The organism is Chitinophaga sp. Hz27 (assembly GCF_042263525.1).
Classification (GTDB): Bacteria; Bacteroidota; Bacteroidia; order Chitinophagales; family Chitinophagaceae; genus Chitinophaga.
In genome coordinates, this window is record NZ_JBHKFJ010000001.1 from 397,768 (window position 1) to 422,176 (window position 24,409).

16 protein-coding genes are annotated in these 24,409 nt (G+C 39.3%); 1 reads left to right on the plus strand and 15 read right to left on the minus strand.

Annotated features, from left to right (window positions below; translation table 11 throughout):
• Nucleotides 1-59: 59 nt before the first annotated feature.
• Nucleotides 60-1,640: a right-handed parallel beta-helix repeat-containing protein gene (locus ACE38W_RS01845; protein ID WP_375828520.1), complete on the minus strand. Its 1,581-nt coding sequence runs from the start codon at nt 1,638-1,640 to the stop codon at nt 60-62.
• A gap of 216 nt (nt 1,641-1,856) precedes the next feature.
• Nucleotides 1,857-3,176: a serine hydrolase domain-containing protein gene (locus ACE38W_RS01850; RefSeq protein WP_375828521.1), complete on the minus strand. Its 1,320-nt coding sequence runs from the start codon at nt 3,174-3,176 to the stop codon at nt 1,857-1,859.
• Between the two features lie 584 nt (nt 3,177-3,760).
• Between ACE38W_RS01850 and ACE38W_RS01855 the strand changes: the two genes are divergently transcribed.
• Entirely contained in the window at nt 3,761-4,909 is a 1,149-nt protein-coding gene (locus ACE38W_RS01855) for a hypothetical protein (RefSeq protein WP_375828522.1), read from the plus strand.
• Between the two features lie 72 nt (nt 4,910-4,981).
• Here ACE38W_RS01855 and ACE38W_RS01860 read toward each other — a convergent pair whose 3' ends face one another.
• The 13 genes from ACE38W_RS01860 to ACE38W_RS01920 all read right to left on the minus strand — a co-directional run bounded on the left by ACE38W_RS01860 (nt 4,982) and on the right by ACE38W_RS01920 (nt 24,332).
• Nucleotides 4,982-6,331 (minus strand): serine hydrolase domain-containing protein, encoded by a 1,350-nt coding sequence (locus ACE38W_RS01860; RefSeq protein WP_375828523.1) that lies wholly within the window; start codon nt 6,329-6,331, stop codon nt 4,982-4,984.
• Between the two features lie 83 nt (nt 6,332-6,414).
• A complete protein-coding gene (locus ACE38W_RS01865; RefSeq protein ID WP_375828524.1) occupies nt 6,415-7,680 on the minus strand; it encodes an McrC family protein in 1,266 nt (421 codons plus the stop codon).
• Nucleotides 7,681-7,693: 13 nt separating this feature from the next.
• Nucleotides 7,694-9,820: an McrB family protein gene (locus ACE38W_RS01870; protein WP_375828525.1), complete on the minus strand. Its 2,127-nt coding sequence runs from the start codon at nt 9,818-9,820 to the stop codon at nt 7,694-7,696.
• Between the two features lie 425 nt (nt 9,821-10,245).
• Entirely contained in the window at nt 10,246-11,034 is a 789-nt protein-coding gene (locus ACE38W_RS01875) for a carboxypeptidase-like regulatory domain-containing protein (RefSeq protein ID WP_375828526.1), read from the minus strand.
• 2,275 nt (nt 11,035-13,309) lie between these two features.
• Complete coding sequence (locus ACE38W_RS01880) at nt 13,310-13,555, minus strand: hypothetical protein (protein ID WP_375828527.1); 246 nt, start codon at nt 13,553-13,555, stop codon at nt 13,310-13,312.
• Between the two features lie 1,342 nt (nt 13,556-14,897).
• Nucleotides 14,898-15,149: a hypothetical protein gene (locus ACE38W_RS01885; protein ID WP_375828528.1), complete on the minus strand. Its 252-nt coding sequence runs from the start codon at nt 15,147-15,149 to the stop codon at nt 14,898-14,900.
• Between the two features lie 505 nt (nt 15,150-15,654).
• Nucleotides 15,655-15,858: a hypothetical protein gene (locus tag ACE38W_RS01890; RefSeq protein ID WP_375828529.1), complete on the minus strand. Its 204-nt coding sequence runs from the start codon at nt 15,856-15,858 to the stop codon at nt 15,655-15,657.
• Nucleotides 15,859-16,193: 335 nt separating this feature from the next.
• The gene (locus tag ACE38W_RS01895) at nt 16,194-16,445 is read right to left on the minus strand and encodes a hypothetical protein (protein ID WP_375828530.1); all 252 of its coding nucleotides are present in this window, start codon (nt 16,443-16,445) and stop codon (nt 16,194-16,196) included.
• A gap of 545 nt (nt 16,446-16,990) precedes the next feature.
• Nucleotides 16,991-19,675 (minus strand): alpha/beta hydrolase family protein, encoded by a 2,685-nt coding sequence (locus ACE38W_RS01900; RefSeq protein ID WP_375828531.1) that lies wholly within the window; start codon nt 19,673-19,675, stop codon nt 16,991-16,993.
• Nucleotides 19,676-19,924: 249 nt separating this feature from the next.
• Nucleotides 19,925-20,182, minus strand: coding sequence for a hypothetical protein (locus tag ACE38W_RS01905; RefSeq protein ID WP_375828532.1), 258 nt, complete (start codon nt 20,180-20,182; stop codon nt 19,925-19,927).
• 184 nt (nt 20,183-20,366) lie between these two features.
• Complete coding sequence (locus ACE38W_RS01910; protein ID WP_375828533.1) at nt 20,367-20,618, minus strand: hypothetical protein; 252 nt, start codon at nt 20,616-20,618, stop codon at nt 20,367-20,369.
• 402 nt (nt 20,619-21,020) lie between these two features.
• Complete coding sequence (locus tag ACE38W_RS01915; protein ID WP_375828534.1) at nt 21,021-23,720, minus strand: prolyl oligopeptidase family serine peptidase; 2,700 nt, start codon at nt 23,718-23,720, stop codon at nt 21,021-21,023.
• 360 nt (nt 23,721-24,080) lie between these two features.
• On the minus strand, nt 24,081-24,332 hold the full coding sequence (locus ACE38W_RS01920; RefSeq protein ID WP_375828535.1) for a hypothetical protein: 252 nt from the start codon (nt 24,330-24,332) through the stop codon (nt 24,081-24,083).
• Between the last annotated feature and the right edge of the window lie 77 nt (nt 24,333-24,409).

Sequence of the window (24,409 nt, forward strand, 5' to 3'; positions counted from 1 at the left end):
GTAACAATAACAAAAAGTGCCTGCACACCACCATGTGCAGGCCTTTTCATTAACATCAACTATTTCTCAACAGCTCCTATCGCCGGCGCCTGCGTTAATGCCACCAGCTGACCGAAGAAATCTTTACCGCCATTATTACTGATCACCATACCCGCGCCAATAACCGGAGAACCAGTCATCAGCTTATAACCATTCACGGTATTCATGCCACTGCCGCCAGTTCCGGCAGCAACCAACATAGGGTCCGTCGTATGGCCATTACTATCGCTGGCAGCCGCTGGCCCAGGATAATAGAAATTATGATCGTATACAATATTGGCCTGATCATCAAACTGGAAAGCGGGAGAATAGAAAATATTATTCCTGAACTCCAATCCCGGATGAACACCTGTGCCACCAGCCCTGTCCAGCACGCCCACCTTGATATCATTGTAAATAGTATTATTGTAAATATAGATAGGTACTACTTTCCCATTAGGATGCTCATGCAACTCAAAGACCCTGTTCTGAAAGCCATTGCCGTCATTCTGACTGATATTATATCTTATAATGCCATAAGTAAAGTCCGGCCCGGGATCGCCCATATGCAAAAAGAAGCCGCCCTCATTATCATGTGAGTAATTGTACTGGATCACCGTATAACCCGGCGTGCTCAAGTCTATATCAAAGGCTTCCGAATCCATAGAGGCATATGGAACCGGATTGGTTAATCGCGTATAGGCCACCTCGTTATGCTGTATGGTCATATTCTTGCCCCGGCCCCATAAGCCCGCCAGCACGATGTTCATGTTTACGCCCAGGTTGTTGGCGCCGGCATTCAATACCCGGTTGTTTTCTATCACTACATTTTTGCAGGTATATACGATGATTCCTTCCAGGGCGGTATTGTTCACCACATTCTGGCGGATGACAATATTATTGTTGTAGAAAACAGTGTCCTTGTTGCTGCCATCGCCCATGAGTATGCCCCTGGAGGAACAACGTTCCAGGTTGTTGCCTTCAATAGTCAGACTATCAAAATAAGCCTGTGCTGCATTAGAACGCACGAAGATGCCACCCTGCATATGCCGGTTGGTAATAGGCATCCCCTCTACATCATGAATATAGTTGTTTTTAATAGCGATGCCCGGATATACGCCGTTGGTAGCCAGGGCTACATAAATACCACAGAGAGAAATATCGGGTGGACGTACTGCCCGCGGATGGCTCACTTCAAAATTTTCGAAAGTAAGATACTTCGCGTCCTGTATCAGTACTGCTGATAAGGTGGTATTGTTACCGATGATCTGTGGATTATTGCCGCTGCTATATGCGCCGAAAGTAATCCTGGCATTGCTGGTGCCTGAACTTTTGATGACCAGCGTACCTGTCCAGCTGCCACCTCTTTTAAAGAGAATGGAGTCGCCAGGCTGGAACGTAGTGGCGTTCACTTTAGCCAGGGTTTTCCAGGCAGTGGCGGGCGTCTTGCCATCAAGCGAATCGACGCCGTTATTGTCTACATAATACCGTGTGGTAGTCACTACAGTGCCAGTGTCGCCATGGGGGAAAGGTGTGAGTACACGTGGCTTGTAACAGGAGGTTAATAATCCCGCTTGCAAAAGACAGGCAAACAGGAAAGGCGTCTTCATTGTTTTTTTCATATGTGGATATTTAATGTGGAATGCTGTCGCAGAGCAGGTTGGCTCCTTCAATAATTCCAAATCTATCCAGCGATATAGCAAGCAACAAACTGAAACGCCTATAAAGTGCAGACAAACATCGACCAAAATTGAACTAAAATATAAGTCTTTCAGGCTCAATAAAAAACGGTCTCTATCCAATAGAGACCGTCCCAAAGTATTATTAGTTTATGGTGTTTATTCTTTTGTAAATGGAAATTCATGACCACCTTGTTTGACAATCATCTGCTTCTTTGCTACATCAAACTCTAATATGATCCCTGCAGGATCAAATGAAAAAGTGGTGGCGGTGATAGTCTCCATTGTTAATGGCGCCTGCCCCGTACCTTGGGAAACTAACTTATTACCCGTTCTGGTAATTTTAATTTTTATAGGTATCTGCGCATTACCATAAGTACCAGTAAATTGATCCAGCGCTTCATTGCTAAGCTTTATATTACTGAGTACGGGCAGGGGGAAGTCATGATCGAAATAACAGCTCAGGGCAAAGAGCAATATGCTGTTGTTCGGATAGCCGATACCGTTACCAGTGATCGCCACACAAAGTTGCTCCTCCGGGAAGTAGACAACCATCGACTGAAATCCGTCGATACCGCCTGTATGTCCGTAGCTCCATTTTTCGTAGTAAGGGAAGTTAAGCATTCCTATGCCGAATTTATCGCGGATTACTTTCATGGTATCCAACGTGGCGCTAGACACGATTTTTCCGGTAAATAGCTTTTCGATGAAAACGGTCAGGTCGGTAGGTGTAGCCACAATAGCGCCGGCGCCCTGCGGAATCGACAGATCCGTTTCCGTGGCTTTCTCCCAGCCGGTAGTATCAGTATAGGAGTAGCACTCGTTGGCGCTGAGATTTATTTTCCCGCCAAAATAAGTATTGGTGAGGCCCAGCGGCTGCGTGATCTTCGTTTTCAGTAACTCGGCATAAGGCTTACCATAAATCTTTTGGAGGATATATGTTAGTAGCACATAATTGGAATTACTATACTCCGCTTTGGTATCTGGTTCAAAATCGCTTTTGGTGGCTGCAATAATGGCCAGCATTTCTTTCTCTGTTTTAGGCTGACTATAGTACGTAAGGTAACTGGAATCATTTGTGAAGTTATGAATGCCACTACGATGCGTCAGCATCTCCCGGATGGTGATCTTGCTGGCATTTTCCACTTGTGGGAAATACTTATCCAGTGTTTGCGTGAGCGTTATTTTCTTTTCTTCGACAGCCCGCATCATCAGAGAAGCCGTAAACATTTTAGAGATAGAACCAATCCTGTATTTGGTGTTGGTATCTGCTTTCTTTCCGGTGGCGATATCGCTATAGCCGATGGCCCTGGCATAAAGCAGCTGGCCGTGCTGTGATACGGCTATACTACCCATGTATTTATCTTTTTGTTCCAGGAGGTTTAACAGACTATCTAAACGCTGGCGCTTAAATGTTTGGGCAAATGAGGTAGTGGCTACAGTAGTCAACAGGCTGATACTGAGAAATGTCTTCATCATAGTTTAGTATAGATTGAGGTATTTGATATTATCAATGGTATAGCAGCCGGGATAAGTGCAAATAGAGTACCAGAAACAGGTGAAATAGATGGAATCTCTGTTGTGATTTTTGATTTGAGTTATAAGTTACTGCTACCCATTGTAGACTTTTTGACAGAAGCAGAGGACGTAGATAATGCTTCACCATTTTGGCAGAAGATTTACTGCCATAATTTGGGGAGTGTATGTTGGGATTATGGTAGTTGTTCAACAACAACTGAGCCACCGGATTGCATTATAATAACTGGGTGAATAGTTATTCACAGGGTGTGAATAAGCGAGTAGGTGATTGGCATACTTTTTATGATATAACGCCCACGTGTACACGCAAGCAAATCTTTAATTTTAACCAGTCCCCCAAAAACCGAATTGTTCAAAACCTTATAATCTGGTTCATTATGTTCAAGCGCACTGACTCTTCGCGGGAAAATTGATTTTCTCCATTCAAGAATACCTGGCAACGGGTGACTTCTGTTCTGTATGCTGCTATACCAGCATATCTTCATTTACCACAACATTACAACACACACTGTAATCACACCACCATGAAATGGCAAATTCTGGGAATCGGTACCCTGATTTCCTTGCAGGCATTTACTGCTAACGCTCAAACCATTGCAACAGATAGCAAGGGCAAAGATGTTTTTAATTTCCGTAAAACAGGACAATTATCGTTACCGCTTAATTATGCGGATAAATCCATGAAGCTCAGCTATGAAGCTCCTGCGCCATGGAGGAGATTGGGTACGCAATATTATGTTGAGCATCCCAAAACTGATAGTGTATTTAAAGCAGGAGGGAGGGCATTAGACTCAACCAGATCGCTGAATCATTTAACTAAAAATCCAACAGATACCACCAACTGGCTATCCACTGATTCCGCATTTCTGACAATAGCTGAAGGAACAAGTATTGCCATCTCTGGAACACTTAACGACTTCCCTTCTAACATCTTTGATGCGGGTAAAGCAGACCTGGGCTACACGCTGGACCTGGGAGTAGGATGGAATATTGATGCATTCAACAATATGGCGAATATCTCGTCTGTGGATGGAAATATTGGATTGTTACATACTTTTTATGCCGGCGTCTATTATTCTCATCAACGCACCAATATCATTGATACAGTGCGTCAGACATCTTCTAAAAAGCCATTGGGAAAGATTGGAGCTAAAGGCGAGGCGAGCATATTTTTCCGACCTACCTCAAGACTCTTCTGGGGTGCCACGGTGATAAGTTCGATAGAATATGGCAAATCAGCTGAAGATCTCGATGATTACCAATTATTAGACTCAACATTGGTGACCGGGAAAGTAATTAACAGCAAAGATCTTGGTAAAATAGAATATCCTGCGAAGCTAACTACCTGGAGAACTAGTATCGCTTTTCCGATAATGCCAGCTGCTGTTCCTTTTTGGTATGGAACTACCACCTTGCAATTTACATGCGTGCCTTACTATGTTTTTGAACGCCAGTTTAGTGATAAGTCCATTCATAAAATTGGGGCTTATATCAATATGGCAGAGGGAGAAAATATTTTTGAAAAAAATTCAGCCATTGTAGCTGGTTTTGGAGTGGGGTCTGATTATACCTTGAATGACGGTACTTTCAGATTATTTATTTCTGGTTCCTTTAATTTAGCCAGAATGCTGAGGTATAAGGATCGGAAATCTGCATTGAAACAGAAATCATAAAAGAGTGAGTAACTTTTATCGCTAATCTTACATCTGGCGGCATTATTACCGTGCCGCCAGATGTTAAAATCATTATTCCTTCTCCCCAGATCTGTTATGCAATCCATCTCTGATCATCAGATTAAGTTTGCCATCATCTCCTTTTTCAAAGTGTAATTTTAAATTATCATCTTCCACCAAAAAGGAGTTCGTTGTAATCGCATACAAGTGGATTGCGGGCTGGTCGTTTATTTTCAGTTGCAGTACATGATCAGCAAGTGAGATGTTTACTTTATAATCATCTGAAAAAATATATCTCCCTGCATATTGTTGCAAAACACTATCCGCAACGCCTATCGCTACTGGCTTTTTCGCCAGCTGATAAGGCTTGTTGCATAGGATCGCGAGTACGTTGCTGTTGATACGCTCCAGGGTAGTAGAGGTGATATTATTCAACGCAATTATGCAGATATCTTTTCCCGGGACCATAAAAAAGCTGCTGGTGCCGCCTTCCAGATTGCCGCCATGGTTAATCACTGTCTCACCCTGCATCTTGTCTATAAACCATCCATAGCCATAGTAAAGGTCAGACGCCGTATCCTGCGCCTGGACGTTGGTGGCCTGCGCAAACAACTCCCTGGAAAACAGCTGATAGTTTTTCAGTCCTTCATAATATTTATACAGGTCGCCGATGGTGCTGTATATGCCGCCTGCAGCATTCGTATAGGCAATGTTTTCCACCGACGCAATCCGTGGCTTGGTGGTAGAAAAATAAGCATAAGGCACCGTCTTGTTTTTGCTTTTCAATGCCTGGAAATTCAGGCCTGTATGCTGCATCTTCAAAGGCTGCGTAATATACTTTTTCAACGCCTGCTCATATGTTAGTCCTGTCACTTTTTCTATCACCTGACCCAGCAACAGATAATTCGAATTCGAATAATTGAATTTTTCCCCTGGCGCAAACATCGGCTTTGCCGCTGCTATCGCTGATTCAATATAAGCGGCATTTAGATCTTCCTTGTCGTCAAATTTCTGCCTGATGGCCGGAATGTCCAGCTCATCAGGGATGCCGGAAGATTGCGCTAATAGATGTTTTATTAAAATGCCATTGTCCGGATAAGGGAGATAGTGGGAGAGCGGATCCTGTAGGTTAATCATGCCCTGTTCTATCAACTTTAGAATAATGGCGGAAGTGAAAGTTTTAGTGAGCGAAGCAATCTGAAAAACAGACTCGCTGCTGATTGGAAGCCGCTGCTGGTAATCCTGGTAGCCATAAGATTTTTGATAATGATAGCGGCCCTGCTGTACCAATATGGTGCCGTTGAACTGGTGAACATCCACATACGAAGCAATCAGGCTATCGATCTTCGCGGATTGGGCATACACGTTGCCAAGGCCTAACCCCAATACTTGTATGCAAATAATGCTGAGAATTTTTTTCATAAATAAAGGGAAATGCATTCCTGCAACAAATTAAGTTATCCAAACTATAAAGTGAAACCTTTCGACAAATGATCAGCAGGCATTCAAAGTACGGCCATCAATTGTTCATGTATCCACTGTCCCAGCTGCCTGTCCAGTTTATGAAATTCATTGAGTACAGATACTTTCAGTATGCTGCAACCGTGCCTGGCCGGCTGCCCACCCTGCTCGCTGAAGCTGCCGGCATGATACTCCATGCCAGCGCTATGGTCCGGCTGCGGATAAATGAGAATCGCCATTTTGCTTTGCCAGTAATCATTATATACATACATCTGCTTCAGGTCTGCATCCGCAGGGCCATGACCCGGTATCAACTTCCATTTGGTATCCAGGATAAAGGAACGGTCCTGGTCATCGGTGATAACAATATCGGGTTCAATTTTCCGGGAAACGGGATGTTTTTCGGACTCCCAGAATTTCCGGGAACTATAGCTGATAACCGTATAGCCGTCGGGTTTATGCTTTTGTAACTGCCGGAAAATATATTCTTCCCAGAGCGTATTCATATCAAAAAGTATAGCCAGCAGATGATGATGGCCGCCGCATATATCCGGGCGATAATTGAGCAACAACATAGCGGCTATTTCCATGGCCGGCTTATAATCGCTGGTTTTCCGGTCATACGTCAGGTGCTGGAATGTAGCCGCGGTAATCTTCAGCGGCGACAACTCCGGAAACAGCAGCAACAAATCCGCCACACGATCTTTCAGCATGCGCTGATCACTTAATGCAGGTATCAGTAGCAAGGCCTGGTGTAAAATCTGATTGAAAACATTATCCCTGTCGAAATGTTGGTACTGCGTAAAAAATCTTTCCTGGTGTATCAGGTTTTTTTGCAGCTGTTTCGGGAAGAGCAGCTTGCCTTTTAAGCTGGTACAGTTTTGTTGAACCGTCCTGTATTTCTTTACCAGTCCTTTCCTGGCAATGGCCTCGCATTCCTGTAGAAACAGCTCCAGGTAAGTATCCAGTATGCTATTGTTTTTTATTTTGACGGCAGCTTTATCATGACTATCAATCTTCAGGCGGTGGCATACCCGCAGCATATCTATTAGCACCTGCTGCCATTGGCGTTTGCTGTCATCGCCGGTATCCCTGTTTACTTTAGGTAATATCTCAATCACCAGGTTGCCTACCTGAATTACGCCTACATATTGCTGAAACTTAATGCCTTTTGGCGTAAGCGTAAAGTATTTGCCTTCATGGCGGTTGTTATACCAGCCCAGTTTCTCCCAGTGCTGCCGGGTGAAGCCCTGGTCGCCGATGTTGAGCTGCGTATGTTCAAATACAAGTATGCGCTGCTTGGGTTTCATATAGGCGGTTTCGTTATTGGTAGATAGATTGGAAATCGGCTACAGTCAATAACTCCGCCGGCTTCAGCACATAGCTCATGGCTTCACTGTATTCCTGCGCCAGTTCGGTGCCACTGTCGAAGCGCGCAAAGATGCGTGCAGATACCTGTTGCTGTTTCAGGAAGAAGTTATTGCCCAGGACCAGGCCCAGCTGCTGGTAATCGTTGAAGAAAAACTCTTGCAGTAAGGGCAGCACTTTACCGGCAAAAACTTTTTTCAGTCCTTCCAGGTTATCCACCTCCCAGAACCAGGCATGGCCGATGGTATGATCGTTATCTTTCAGTACGCGCAGCCTGTCGTTGATAGCCGTGAGCATGGTGCTTAGCTCTACGCCGTCTATGTTGATGTCCAGCTCCTTTTCATCCGGGAGGTAAGGCACGAAGGTAAAACGTCTTCTGAGGGCCGTATCCAACGTTTCTACGCTTCTATCGGCGGTGTTCATGGTGCCGATCACATAGAGGTTGGGTGGCACGCCGAAAGGCTTTTTGGAATAGGGCAGGGTTACCGTCAGTGCAGTGGATTGCCCCAGCCTTTTATCATCTTCCAGTAAGGTGATCAGCTCCCCGAAAATCTGTGCCATGTTACCACGGTTGATTTCATCAATGATCATCACATAACGTGGCGGCATGCCTTTGGAATATTCCGCAGGGTCGGTTTGTTGTATTAGTTCCTGTTTGGCGGTGTAGGTATATTTTTCTTTGGTCAGATGCTGGCTGCTACCAGGCTTCAGCTCCTTGATCTTTTTGAGCACGGCCCAGTAGGCGGAAGAGTTATGACCGCCTATTTCTGCAGTAAATGCCTTGGATATATTAGGGATCTGGTCCAGATCATCAAAAGCCATATCCAGTTTACTCAGGCGGTTTCTGGATACGATGTAGGTCTTATTACTGTTCTGGTGTCTAATCCAGATATTTTCCTGTTCTGATATCTTCACGATGGTGAGTACCTCGTTGTATTTCGTTTTTAGCGTCACCTGCTCGCCTGCAGCCATGCGTTCTTCTGCATAGGCGGTGAATTCATTATAGGCATGTTCAAAGGCCCGGAAATGGCGTTGCGCTGGCGTCGTGATATTATCTGCAATGGAGAAGGCGGCTTCTGTACACAATTGTTTGAAGATACCATCTTCTACCTGGTAACGGATAGGGCCTCCTTCTTTTTCTGTTACCGGCTTGATGCCCTCGATGAAGTCTTCATAGCTCATGCTCTGGTGAAAGGTAGTAAAAACAATACGGCCTGTTTTTACATAGTTATCAAAGCGGGCTTTGATCAGCTGCCATCCTTGATCCATCACGGTTTCTATGGGCGTATTTTCGAGTATGGAGAGGGCATGATAGATGCTGTTGTATGTTTTGCCTGTTCCCGGAGGGCCATAGAGTATCTGGTTTTTGGGAATATGCGTGGATACGATATGCCTGATATCGGGTGTGGTAGTTTCGGGTGTAGCGGTTTTCAGACGCAGGAAGCTGAAGGCAAAAGCATCCAGCAGGCCGAAATCTTCTATGTTCAGTTTATTTTTTAACTCGCCAAAGTCCCTGATACAGGCAGGGTAATCATCGGGGATGCTTAACCATTGCTTGAAGGAAACATGCGAGTTGTTGATGATAGGAAAAAGCTTTGGGTTGATATAGTATAACCAGGGCGAATACACACCTTTTTTAACTTCGGGAATATCCATCCGGTCGAACTCCTGACAAAGCTGAGCAGCGCTGTCTACTGTATTTACCTGGAAGGCGTCCAGTAGGAATTTTTTGATGATGGCCAGCTGTTCTGCGCTAGGGTCTTGGATGGTACGCAGTCCGGAGCCGGTCAAGCCTTGTAAGCCTACGTTGGCGTATTTACTAAACAGCGGCTGACTTATCTCTATATCCGGAATATTGCCTTGCAGGTATTTGGAGAAGGTACCTGGCCTGCAATCGGATTTGAACATCTGAATAAGCCCGCTCAGATGCAGGTTGGTAATAGGTTTGTTATGCAGTGTTTCCCGGATGATATCTTTGAATATAGGCGCCAGGAATAGCTGTTGCTGGCGTTGTACGTAGAAGTCGTCTGAGAGGAACTGCGTATATAATGCACTGAGTTGAGGGAGTAAGGTTGTATTCATGTTGCGCGTGGATGAAATGCTGGTGAAGTATAAATATCAGCATTTTAGAGAAACCTGCAAGGTAGGAATTGTTCTAAACTTATCTTGTAAAAATGAAGGGAGTGCCACCCCCGGAAGAGGGAGCACGCTGTTTGATAAAATTGAGGGAATCAGAGAAATGATGAGGTATATATGAGCTGAGGGAGCAGAAAAAGTTACAGCAATGGCGTTGTTGATCTACCACCACTGCTGTATTTTTAAACGATTCAAACGATAATCGTGAGTGCAAAAATAGCTGGCGCCGCAAAAGTTTTTGTTAGGCAGTAGTTAATTTTTGGTTAATCTGCCATTGGTGACGTACGGGCGCTAAAATGTATATTTTCCGAAGAAATGATTTCGTTTGCTTTAAGTTTAAAAGGTGTTATTCCAGGTTACTGTTAGAGGACTTAATAGCGGATGTTAGTAAATGTTGCGTAGAACTCTTTTGTGCCTGGAGAGGCGCCTTGTGGTGTCAGGCTGGCACTAACAGTTCCAGAGACTGTTCTCGTAGTGGTATTCAAAGCAGTAACGTGAACAGTGCCGCTACCGCCGCTTTGTGAACTCCAATACCACGCATCATTAGCGTTGATGGAGGCGTAATAAAACAAAGAAACATAGTAGGGGCTGTTATATAAGTCAAAGGAACCGGTATCACTTACATTTGGAAGAGATATATCCAGGTAATAATAATTTGGATGAGGGGAAGTGCTGCCTGTTAGTCGGAACGCTGGCGACAGATAGCTTAAAAATAATGCATCGTAGAAAATGGAATAAGGTGATCCATTAACAATAAAATCGATCTTTCCTGTCTGCAGTGATGCGTTATATTTTAATACAATCGACTGCTGAGTAACATTCTGACCACCAGCAATTGTTACTCTTTGGGGAGAAGGGGGCGTATAGAGTGGTGTCGTATTCATCCTGATATTATACTCTCCTGCTATTACATCTGTGAATTGAAATTTCCCATCTGTACCAACTTTCCTGTTATAGCGTTCGCCTCCATTGATCGTATCTAACGACACAGAGGTTATTCCTTCCAAGGGTGCTACGCTTCCATTAAGTATGCCTGTGGCAGGCGGTGGAGGCTGACTCGGAGTTGCTGAATCGCCATGGCCTGTATCACACGCACTAATAGAGAAAAGTATAAATAGAAACGGTAAAATACTGGGGCGTAAAAAATTGAGCTTCATCATTTGAGGTTGTTTTTCAAGGGGTATAAATAAAAGTAGAATATATAGGTTGATGTTGTATGGTGGTTGATTACAGATAGTATAGTGCTGTGATGTTTATTGTTAATGTGCCTTAAAACAACAATGGTGATGAATACTCACCACCATTATTGCTTTGTAGATAGATGTACGATTCAAAAAAACCTCTTGCCTTACAAATATAGGAGGCCTTGCCAATTAAATTTGTTAGCCGCTCGTTATTCAGTTGCTAATCTTGCAGGACTGGAACTATAAAAAAAGCAAAGCATATCGTTAGTGGTAGTACTGCGACAAATGTGGGATGAATAACTGTTGATAGTAGGAAATGATGAGAAAAAATTAGGGTGGTGACTTCTCCCTTGAGGGCGGGGAATGTAGAGCAAAATTGATACTCAAAAGTTGGGCATAGATGCCCTCAAGAAAAATCTTTATCTACCTTTCGGTATGTCAAGGCCTTGGGGCGGTGACACTAAAATTTTAAAAAGAGGCCCATCTTTAGACAAAGAGGCCAATGCAATTAAGTTTGTTAACCCGCATCTAAAGTAAGATAGCTTTTTCATGTACGGCGTTAACCTTTTGTTATTCAGTCAGATTTGTATTTTAACTTACAATTGGCCATGTGAGCGGGTTTGGTTAATTTTTTATAAGTGGTTGTAAGCCAGTATAGTAAAACTCATCACAAGGAAAGATGGGCAGAGAAGGAATTGAAAAAAAATGTAGTGATAAGAAAATTTGAAATAGCGTATGCCCCTTAGCGATAGCCAGCATGAAGTAAGTAGATAAAATGATGTTGCACACCAGGATACCCTAAAAAGAAAAAAGGACCTGTCACAGTCCTTTTTATTAGAGCCCTTTCCATAGAGATGGTGGGCAATACTGGTTAACCCAGTTCAAATGTAAGGCGTCACGTTTATATGAAATGTTAGGCAGTTGTTATTCTGCCAGATTAGTAAATTGATTTACAATTGGACATGCCCGTCCCTGACCAACTTAACTGGTAGTATTGCTGGAACATTAACGCCTGCTAGCTTTACAGACTGCCGTAAATATGGACAAAGGGGAAGGGCTGAAGAAAGAAAGTAGAATAGTTGGTAGTAGCTATACAAACGTTTTTTTGATACCCATGGATTTAATACATGGAAGGTTTAAGGTAGAATCTCACAACAACAGGTATAATGATTAGAGCCCACTATTGTGGAAGTGCCTTACAGGAAAGTAATAGTTAGTAAAAGGTAGTGATACGATTGAGAGTAGAAGTGAGTAGCGAATGCCTGAAGAAAACTCTAAGTTGGCATAGGCCGACTAATAAGACTGATTTTATTGTAGAGCATAATGGTCCATCTTTATAAAAAGAAACCAAGTTTTATTTGACTCGGACGCAAATATACATTTGGGTAATGATAGTAATTGTTAGGCAGTTGTTATTCACGCAGTTTTTTTGAATAATAACAGGATGAGGAATAATGATGAAGATTGTTGTCTGTGCTAGATTTTAGACTGATTGTGATAATTGGAAAAGTAAAGTGAAATGATCAGGTCGGTATAAAAAAAGAAAAAGGACCACTGCAGATCCTTTTTCATATTCAAGCAAAATCCCTGGACAGGGACACTTCGATGGCGTTTGTTAACTGCAATAAAAATACAGCAGCTCATCCATTCAAAATGTTAGGCAGTTGTTATTCCGGCGAATTTTTTCAAAATGAAGCCAGGCATGGGGCAATGCATCGTGTATGCGAGGAGGTAATAACCCGTAAGGTATAGGCGTATGCATAAAAAGAAAGGCCGCGGCTTTTACACCACGGCCTTACATCGTAAATCATGTTGCTATCCCTGGAAAAGGATGGCGTGAAAATTTGTTATCATTTCAAATTAGTGGAACAATAGCGAAGTAAACGTTATGCAGTTGTTATGCATTCGTTATTCAAGAAGAAAGTGATAGAACGCAGTAGTGAATGCGTAGTCGCTGAAATGCTCTGCTATACTATGTTTGGAGGGGATGTTTTAAGAAAGAGTTCACCAGGTCGGCTAAAAATAGAAAAGGACTGATTTGGCTACAGTCCTTTCCAATCTATGATAAGATAATGGGTATCATCCCTGAAGAGGGAAACCCAGTAATAGTTAAACCCGGAACAAATGTAAATAAGAGAATGCTTAGTTGTTGTTAGGCAGTTGTTAAGCTGGAGGGGATTTTAGAGAATAGCATGGCTGCCCTAAAAGAGGCAGCCATTAACAAACTTCTGATCAATAAATCTGTGGCGGATCATAATGTGATGTAAATAGTTTGCGTAGGGCAGGAAATGGTGATGCGAATAATGGTAACTTGCATGATGGTGAGAACTCTTCCATTATTTATCGTTGTGCCAGCAATAGTGGTTGGAACACTACAGGCTCCCCCTGGTATAGCAGCCTTATAGAAGGTAACCAGGATTTTTGATTTGGTTGCAAATGCGGCGGATCCTACCGCCAAGAGTGCTGCTATTGCAACTAATAGTTTGGCTTTCTTCATAATGAGGGATGCTTTTGGTTCAAAAGCTAACTTTAGGTAATCATCTCCACTTGATATTCACTTTCTTTGAGTGGGAGATATTGACACAAAGAACTATATCTGGAATTACATTGGTTAATCTGAATGATACTAACTTAAATTATTTGTACATTGAATATATGTAAAATAGGATGATATAAGTGATTAGCTCATTTTTCGTAGCTACGTATCTTGATCCATATTTTAAAGTGCCTTATACAACCTTATTGTCGGACAACTTAAATTAGTCGAAATTGTGGTGCAATGCGTATATGTTACAAGGCTCAAATTTGGGAGTGTCCATGCAGTAATATTCGTTGGAATGGTGCACCAATTTGTGGGCTGAGCTGCACAGTAGAAGTGAAAAGATTGTTTTGATATAGTAGCAGTAGCCATTGCAGCTACACCAACTAACAAACTGATACCGGCAAGTATTTTTGCTTTTCTCATATTTGTTTTGCTTTTAATTCAAAAGCTAATTTTAGTTTGTTGATCTCCACTTGATCTTTAATTTCTTTGAGTGGGAGATATTGACACAAAGAAAAAGATCTGGATTATCTTTAAATCAGATGGGGCCGGGAACGTCCTTTCATATTTGACAATAATTCTGTACAGTGGGCATTTAAACCCATACTCATCCTAATTTCCGCGAAATGAATAACTACTAGTGAAATAGTTGATAAGAGGTATGGCTTCAGGCCTACAACCATCTGTAAAGGACTACTGCTCTGCAACTACTGGTGGTAGCATTACCAGATAAGTTAGTTGAGCTTGTAATTATACCTAATCCAACATCTACAAAGGTTCCAGTAATAGTAGTGAGAATATTACATGCGGCATTAGGCGAAGCTGCCTTGTAAAAAAACTGTCGAATCTTTCCTTTTGAAGCCATAGTTGTGGCACCTATAATTAGTGGCACGCACATAGCTAATAGAATTCTTGCCTTTTTCATATGATTGAAATAAAAGTTTAATGCGGAAAAGCGTTGAAAGTATGTGTAAGATAAGTGTATTGTCTGCGATGATAAATCCTTTTGTTTTATTGCTGATAGAGGAGATATATCCACTTTTGCCGATCATTAAATGATCGTATTTATAATACTTCTAAATAAAAAATGTTTATCATTTAAAGACAGCCAACTAATAATGAAATTTACCATTAACATTACCATTTGTTGAATATAACGCCTGAGAGACTACTGTAGGGATAATCTACATTAGATAGTATATACTGTATATACTACTGGCTAAAGAATGTACCAAATATTTGCGCAGCTATATATTTTTTAATGGAATATCTCTTAAGCTCTTTGTGACGGATCAAATCAAAGTGCGTGATATAGGGTTATGCCAGGACAGGTTGTTCGAAGGCTCATGTCACTACAATAAGCTGTATCTTTTGCTATACCAAATCCTTGATCAACAAATGTGGCTGTTAAAATAGTAGGTACTGCACACAAAGAAAACTGTTTAGGTGCACAGTAAAATCGGCGTTGCAATTTTGCTTTTGAGGCGAATGCTACAACTGTTAGAGATGCTAATACACCTATAGCAAGTAAAACTTTGGCTTTTTTCATATGATTATCAGTTTTATGAGTGAATAAATAAATTCAAATTATCATTTCGATTTTCATATGATATTTGTGGTCAAGGAATAGCTGATTTTAACATAGATATGTGTATAACTTTAAGGAAAAGTCAAGAATGGGAATGTAATTACTTCATTTTACAATAAAAAAACAGGTACTCCCAAAAGATGTGAGAAGGTACGTGATTTGAATACGCCACGGAATTACATCAAAATATATTTGGACTGTGGTGTGAAATATTGGCCGATTTTTTATCTAATTTAGTAAGTTATCCTGCAATTAGTTTTACACTGATAATATTTATTGAAAGCATGTCTAATAAATTATTTTTCATTGTATAAATTGCCACATAAGCCAAGTCAGATTTTCTCGCCCATATTAATAAATAATCGAAATACTCCTTCATTCTCTTCTAAAAGTCCCTTCCATCATTGCCATAAATGCCGTGACTCTCATTATACTGTAGCATCCATAATTTTTTACAATTGCATTTTTAAGCATTAAAAAATAGTTCACGGCATAGTAAAAAGACAAGACCGATGCCCAGTTGTATGCATCCGAAGCGAAGGGGCGTTACCTTGTCAGTATAGAGGATAGCTGCGTTATTTATATACCCTTGTTTATTCTCCCATAGATTTCCCATTCTCGCCTCACCGCCAACATAAATATCGATATTTGGAACATTTCGTACACTCATAAAACAGATAGCAATTTTCTATATCTGAAAACCTGAAATCCAAGGATTCCCCGATAAACAAGTGTTGAAAGCTATTTAAATGCATCAAATGAAGAATTGATCTGTTATAGGTTTTGGCGACACAAGAAGTATGCTCATTTATCCTGGAGTCATGAAATGAGCCATTGAATTCTACCATTTGAACAGCAGAAAAAATATTTGCTTCGTTGTGCCAGGACATATAAACCAGTCACCTGTCATTTAACTGAATTATAGCAAATTTATTAGTGGTTTAGGTACTGAATTTAGTATCGGAAGTTAAAAAATCGAAAGGTTCTAGTATTTATTTAATTTGACTAAAGACCACTATATAGAGTTACTCCAGGACAAGAGGTCGTTAGTTTAACATTGGTTATAGGAAAGTTTGTCGCAAGTATACCTAATCCTTGGTTTTCAAGTGTTCCCGTAACTATAATAGGATAACTACAAGGGCCATTGTTCGTGGTCATTAAATAGAAAGTATGCTTGATTTTTGATTTAGAGGCTAAAACAGTTGCTGCAATAGTAACTAATATGCTTATAGAGAATAAAATTTTTCCTGTTTTCATGGTATAATAGTTTTAGATGGACAGCTTAGGATGGTATGTTAGCTTTATTACTATCTTAAAAACAGTCAAGATTGATTATCGAATAACTCCAGATGCATCTGTGAATTTGTGATTGTCGATAATCCAAGTCCCAAGGTTACAAATGTGGCTGACAAATATGTGTGGGCAGTACAATCTGAAAATACTCCAGGTGCATAGGAGAGTCTTTGAACTTTTGATTTTGGTCCAAAAATTCAGGACCGACTGTCATTATTAAATCGAATGTAAATATGGTTTTTCCATTTTCATGATTTTAATATTGCTATTGAGGTATGAATGATCAATCGAGACAATAATGCTCCTTAAGTATTAAAACCCTTATTATATCAGGAACGAATAGTTGTCCAATAAGGGTAATCTTACCTTAATGCAAAGTAGAAATATTTCCTGCGATACTATTTCCATTTGAAACGAGAGACCTTTATTGATTCTTTTTATTTAGAGGTTAGCTTTTCAACTTTCGATCACACATGGCGACATAGAGTAGCATAGACGCTTAGCAAGAATCATTTGTAAATTGGCTCAGTTATCCATCGAGGCTCACCTTTATCTTTCAAGAAATAATCAAAGAAGTCCCTCATTCTTGTAGCAAAGTCTTCCCCATCACTGCCATAAATTCCATGGCTACCATTATATTGCAACATCCAGACTTTTTTATTATTGTATTTTAAGGCATTAAAATATTGCACAGCATCGTATAATGGACAAGACCGATCCCCAGTTGTATGCATCAGGAGTAAAGGGGTTGTTACCTTGTCAGCATAGAGGATAGCAGTATTATTTATGTATCCTTGTTTATTCTCCCATAGATTTCCCATTCTCACCTGGCCGCCAATAAAGAAATCGATATTTGGAACATCTCGTCCATCCATTGCATTGCTGACACTGATTGGGTTAGCTATACCAGAAGCCGCGCAGGCAGCCTTAAACAGTTCAGTTTGTGTTACTACAAAATCGGTAACCAGGCCTCCAAAACTACATCCTTGGATACCAATCCTGGTACTATCAATATAGCTCAAGAATCGCAGTTTTTCTACACCGGTTTTAATGGATAGTGCGGCCCCTGCTAATGTGTTTCCTTTGGGCATGTAGAGGTCAGGACAGAACACAATGTATCCATTACTTACATAGGTGGGGATATTAATAACACATCCAGATACCAGGTCTTGAGGAGGAATATATCCATTTAATCCATCCGACATCAGTTCATAGCAATAAACTAATACAGGGTATTTTTTAATAGCATCAAAATTCTCAGGCAGGTATAGTACACCCTGCATTTTTTTATCGGGTGTCATATTCCACTCGAATAATTGGGTGGTCAGCCAATTGTAATCCTTTTCAGGATGATTGTCGGTTACCCTTTTAAAATTGATAAAATCCTGTGTGACAAAATAATTCCTGGATTCGGTGGCGGATTCCGCGCTAACCACATACATATCTGAGTTCATTGCTTTGGAGGGTCTTATTTGGGGCGCCTCTCCTCGAACTGCTAATTGAGGAATTGTTCTTTCCGAATAGAACAATTTGGAGTGCATGCTAAGTAAGCTAGGGGCACTATTTGCCTGCAATTTGTAGAACCCGTTCTCTTTGGTATTTATATCAAAAGCAATTAAAAACGTATCCCTTTTCAGATCAATTATTTTCGACTCGCTCAGGAAATTGAATTTTATATTATGTAATTGCCCGTAACCATTGGTAATATTGACCCCAGGAAATTCTCCTTTTGTGCTTGCCATCCAAATATCTCTCCTGGAGTATAGGTAAACGGTATCATTATCTGGGGACCAACCAGCTACTCTACTTATAAATGAATGTTCTCGCTCCATTTCTGCCAAATCAAGATCACTTGGACATTTTAGATCAATGACTCTTCCTGTAGGAAAATCAACGACATAATAGGTGTTTGCATCATAGCTATAGTAAATGGATTTAGTTGAGTTAGGTGATAATTCATTTCTGATTCCAAATAAATCATAGTTTCCCTTCCTGGAGATGGGGATATCAATGCGCTTCCCGTCTATCAATGAATAACCATATCTCCGAATATCCCGACCATCATAACCTTGATTATAAGTACTGGATCTAATTTCAGGATGTGTGCCAAACATTATCCAATTACCGGTACTATTAGCAAGCAGCATCGTGGAGTCATTTTCCAATATTTGTAATGCATTGCTTTCAAGATCATAAATAGATAAGTAAGAATAGGTTTGGTCTTTATTTAAATTGGAGGGTGCATCCTTGTCTAAATAACTCCAGATTGTAGCTGGGCTATTATTGGTCATTAATATTCTTTTTTTGGAAGATGCTAAATGAAACAAGATCTTTTTATTATCGGGTGTAATCTGGTAATAGTCATCTGCCAGGTTGTTTCCGGGGTAACGTGCACGAAGTAGTGCTGATGAAAATATTTTTTTTATTGACTTTGATTTTGGATTTATTCTATATAGATAAAACTCATTGTTATCTTGACTGGAGGAAGGGTTAAATAAATAGTAAAATTGCCCCGTTTTAGTAATTAAATTTAATTGCTGTATTTTTTCATCAAGTGAGATATTTATTGATGAACCAAGTTGATTTATGTTAATTACTTGCAAATGCGCCGATTTTGACGCTACCGTATCATTTTGCAAGAGTGCAAATAGAAAGTTTCCATCTTCTGTAAATCTGAAATCCAGCACTTTTCCAATCGAAAATGATTTCATATTGGAAAGGTCAAGTATTTTAAGATTGGAAAATTTATCGGTATAAGCTAAACAACTAGCATTGTCATTTTTTCTGTAATTTAAAAAAGCGCCGTTAGACTCTATTTTTTTTGTAATGGAGAAGTTAATTTTCTCGTGATTATTTAGATTTAAGAGATACGAGGAGTCGTTATTTTGAATTATTGCATATTCATTCGAGCGATAAGTTACAAATTGAATGGATCCTTTATCTACTAAGTAGGTCCAATCATTATGAGTGGAGGCTATTATACTAGTGCTTGATAAACCTTTAGTTAGATTGTAAAGAACAAAATTTCCACTTGAAGATAAAGGATATTGTGAAGGTTCAATGGAGGGCCAATTGTTGTATGAATGGATATCAACGATTTTTTTTTGAGCATTGGTTGAAAAAGTAAATGATTGTAAAATAGTAAAGCAGATGAATATTTTATGAAAGGGTGAACTAATAATTATTTTTTGCATTACGTTAGATTTGGTACTAGTAAATTTTAGATAGGATAATAGCAATTTTTTTAAAGAGCAATAGGACACTAGGATTTGTTGGGTGTTTTGAGGATTTTTGTGAATTTTTTTTCATTTTACCTGCGTGAACAATGCTAATGGTAATTTAAGTTGACAAACTGCAGGCACTTATTTTTTATTGAGGTAGGATAGTTGATCTAGTGGGAAAATTTTTAGATATTTTTTGAGTATTTGATGACATTGTCTCTATCAAAGGTATTTATAAATTGTTACAGTTGCACAGCTTGCAGTTAAACTGCGATTGGTAATATGAGTGTCTGCAACTATTACACCATAACCGGCATTAAAAAATGCTCCTGTCATTGTGGTTGGGATATTGCAAAAACCTGAAGGACTCAAAGCTTTGTAGAATACAAAACGAATTTTAGCTTTCCTGGCCAATGATATGGCACCTATTAGTAAAAGGACAAAAAAAAGGAATAATATTTTAGCTTTTTTCCTATGCATGAAATTTGATTAAAAAGTATATGAAAGAAAAATTCACTAGGGGGAATTTGTTTATTATATCTTTGTCTATTCTACCATACTTATAGTTGTTGGTAAAGCATATATTGTTTATCAAAGTCAACTGTATCGATACTATTTAAGGCTGCACTAAAAATTAAACGTTTTCTTAATCTCATTTGGCAATTTATAGACCTCTAAACATTGTTGTAGGAGGACAAGTTGTGAATTGATTAATTGTTGTTATATAGCTAGAAGCTGTAATTGTGCCAATACCTTGATTTACAAATGTTCCTGTTAAGGTTGTTGGAATAGTGCAAACTGCGGTTGAGGAGGTGGCTTTATAAAATACAAACCTTAATCTTGCTTTGGAAGCAGCAGCACTTGCAGCTACGGCTAAAAGGAAAGCTATAGGCAGTAAAATTTTCGCTTTTCTCATATTGAATTATTTTATAGAATCTGTTTATTAATATTCGCACCACAAGCTGTGTATCTGTGTCAGAGAATAATGTAGAAAATATCTGATCACTTAGGCTATAAATAAGTATAAAAATTTTCAACGCAGAGGAATGCTTTTATTTGGATTTCTGATAGCAAGTTAAGATTATTCCCTGCAATGGGCACGTAGGTGAAATTGTTTAAAGAATGTAGTTCGAACTAGTACTACAGAGGTTATAAAAAATATCAAGAATGGGAAGAATAAGTAAATTCAAATATTAAAAACGTTGTACGCATAAATGATGGGAATAAGCGGATATTATCAGTGAAATTAACTGCAGTAGATTAGTAAAGATTAAGTTTAGACGTATTGGAGGAATTATCTAGTGTCGAATATTTATTTTTAATCTTGAGTAGTTATCCACTTAGGATTTCCTTTGTCTTTTAAAAAATAATCAAAGTAGTCTTTCATCCTATTCGAAAAGTCTGTGGCATCCGCGCCATCAACCCCGTGGCTTCCGTGGTATTGCAAAAGCCATACTTTTTTTTCATTGTATTTTAATGCATTATAATATTGCATCGCATCATATAATGGACAGGACTTATCTCCAGTGGTATGCATTATCAATAACGGAGTAGTCACTTTGTCTGCATGTAATATAGCAGTATTATTAAGATATCCTTGTTGATTTTGCCATAAAATTCCCATCCTTACTTGCCCATTTTCGTACATTGAGATGTTGCTTACATTTCTGCCATCAAAATCATTACTTACACTGATTAGGTTTGCAACCCCTGAGGCGGCACAAGCAGCTCTAAATAGATTTGTTTGAGTGATTACAAAGTCTGTTATAAGACCTCCAAAACTGCACCCTTGGATACCGATCTTCATACTATCTATGTATGTCATTGTTCGAAGCTTTTCCACTGATGATTTGATAGAGGATGCCGCACCAACAAAGGTGTTGCCTTTGGGAAGGTAAAGATCTGGGCATAGGACTATATATCCATTACTTACATATGATGGAATATTCATTGCACATCCAGATAAAAGATCGGTGGGGGGAATGTATCCATTTAATCCATCAGACATTTGCTCGTAGCAATAAACAATCACTGGGTATTTTTTTGCAGAATCAAAGTTTTCAGGAAGATACAGTACACCTTGCATTTTTTTCTGACTATCGAAATTCCACTCGTAAAGATGAGATGTAAGCCAATTATATTTTCTTTCTGGATAGTTAAATGTGATTTGCTTGAAATGTACGAAATCGCGAGTTATATAATAGTTGAGTGATTCGCTTGCAGACTCTGAGCTAACAGCATACAAATTTGATTCAGAGGCTTTTTGTGGCCTGACTTGACTGCGAGAGCCACGAACCGCCAATGGGGCACTAGCTCGATCTGCAAAGAATAATTTAGGCTGCATTGTAAGGAGCAACGGGTCAGTGTTGGATTGTAACTTATAAAATCCGTTTTCCTTTGTATTGATATTAAGTGCTAGTAATATTGTATCCTTTCTGGGATCTATTATATTTGATTCGGTAAGAAAATCGAATTTTACATTACTTTTATTGCCTAATCCATTCGTAATATTCTTTCCAGGGAATTTCCCCTGTGTACTTGCCATCCAAATATCTCTCCTTGCATATAAGTATACTGTGTCATTGTCTTTTGACCATCCTGCTACTCTATGTATAAAGGAATGATTACTTTCCATTTCAGCCTTGTTTAGGTCACTAGGGCATTTTAAATCTATAACTTTTCCACTAGGTAGGTCATGGATATAATAGGTGTTGTCGTCATAACTAAAGACTATGTATTTCGTTGAATTTGGAGATAATTCATCTCTGAGTCCATATAGATCATAGTCTTTATTGTTAGAAATTTGAATGGGGATTTTTTTTCCTGTTATTAAATTATACCCAAACCGTTTAATATCCCGTTCGTCGTAGTATCGGGTATGATTCACGTCTCTAATATTATGATGACTGCCAAGCACAATCCAATCCCCATTTTTATTTGCCAAAACACTGGTAGTGTCATCTTCAAGAATTTCTATTCTATGAGTTTGTAAATCATATGTAGACAGTCTTGTATAATTAATAACTTTTTGCTTGTCTGCGTAGATGTGAGAGTCCCGGTAGCTTAGGATTGATAAAGATATGTTAGTTTCTCTTTCATAAGTGTTTGTGGTTTGGTTAGGAGATAGGTAAAAGAGGATTTTTCTGTCATCTGATGTGACATTGAAAAAATAATCTTCCATTTTACTGCCTGGCATCAGTGAATCTAATAATTTAGAGGAGAAGATATTTGCAATTAAATTTGATCCGGGATGGATTTTATATAATATATTGTTTGTTTGAATTCCATTTTGGCTGTTTGCCATTAAATAATAGTTGTTTGCAATTTTAGATATGGGATTTAATTGACTGACCTTTTCATCGAGTTTTAGCTGGGAAAGCTTCTCGTATCTATTTACATTATATACATCAATTTGATTGGTCGTCAGTTCATTTTCTTTTTCAGGTGAAATAACTAATAGCATCTTTCCATCCTCTGAAAACCTGAAGTCGATTACTTTTCCAACTGTGATTGATTTTAAACTGCTCAAGTACAGTATATGCAAAATGAATGCTGTATCTGTATAGGCGATGCACGTTGCATTTTCGGTTTTTCTATATTGGAGGATGGATCCGTTGAAATCAATTTTTTGACATAAGGGGATATTTTTTTTTTCCTTAGTGCTAAGATTTAACAAGTAGGTAGAATCATTGCTTCTTATTAGGGCATATTCTGTAGAGTTATGAGTGATAAATTGTATTGATCCATCATTAATTTGATACATCCACTGATCGTTGGTAGATGCTATATAATTAGTTCTAGAACGACCATCATCCTTTGTTAAACGGTATGTAATATAATTTCCTGTTGAAGAAAGGGGAAATTGTGGTGCATCAATAAAAGACCAGGTGTGATATGCAGAAGTGTCGATGATTAATTTTTGGGATGTAGCCGAATTGTATTGAAGAGTGATTATTAATGTAAATAACAAAAACCTTACTAAACAGGAAATACCTATAATTGACCTTTTATTAAGCATATTCTTAATTTGGAATGAGGAATAATTGAATATTGACACCGCGGTTCTTTGCGCAATATTGTATTTAGTTTTATGATCTATAGTAACATGGATTAGCTGATATAAAAGTACAAATACCCAGTTGTTATATTAACTTTTTCCGTGTTATTCATTAGTTAATCAAATATTGAACTTAACTTTATATTATTTCTCAATGCTTGTACACTTCTGTATGGTTGTTTATTATAATGTTTTTCTCGTTGTAATTAATACGACTCTGTGTTGCTTTGTAAAGCTAATATTAGAAACATATAAATAGAATGGCTGTCCTATATAGGACAGCCACTATGATAATGCATAAAGCCTTATCAATCTCTCATATTAGAGACCTTTGTACAGAGTAACTGTAGGGCAAGTAGTAGTTAACTGCAGAGAAGACACGTGAGTGCTTGCAGAAATAGTACCAGCACCTTGGTTCACGAATGTACCAGTTACTGTAGTAGGAATGCTACAAGGCTGATTAGAAGCAGCTGCTTTGTAGAAAGTCAGTCTGATTTTAGCTGTAGAAGCTAATGCTGCTGCGCCTACTGCTACTAATGCAGCTACTGCTACTAAGATTTTTGCTTTTTTCATAATTGTTTTTGCTTTTTAATTCAAAAGCTAACTTTATGGTTATAATCTCCACTTATTATTATATTTCCTGGGAGGGA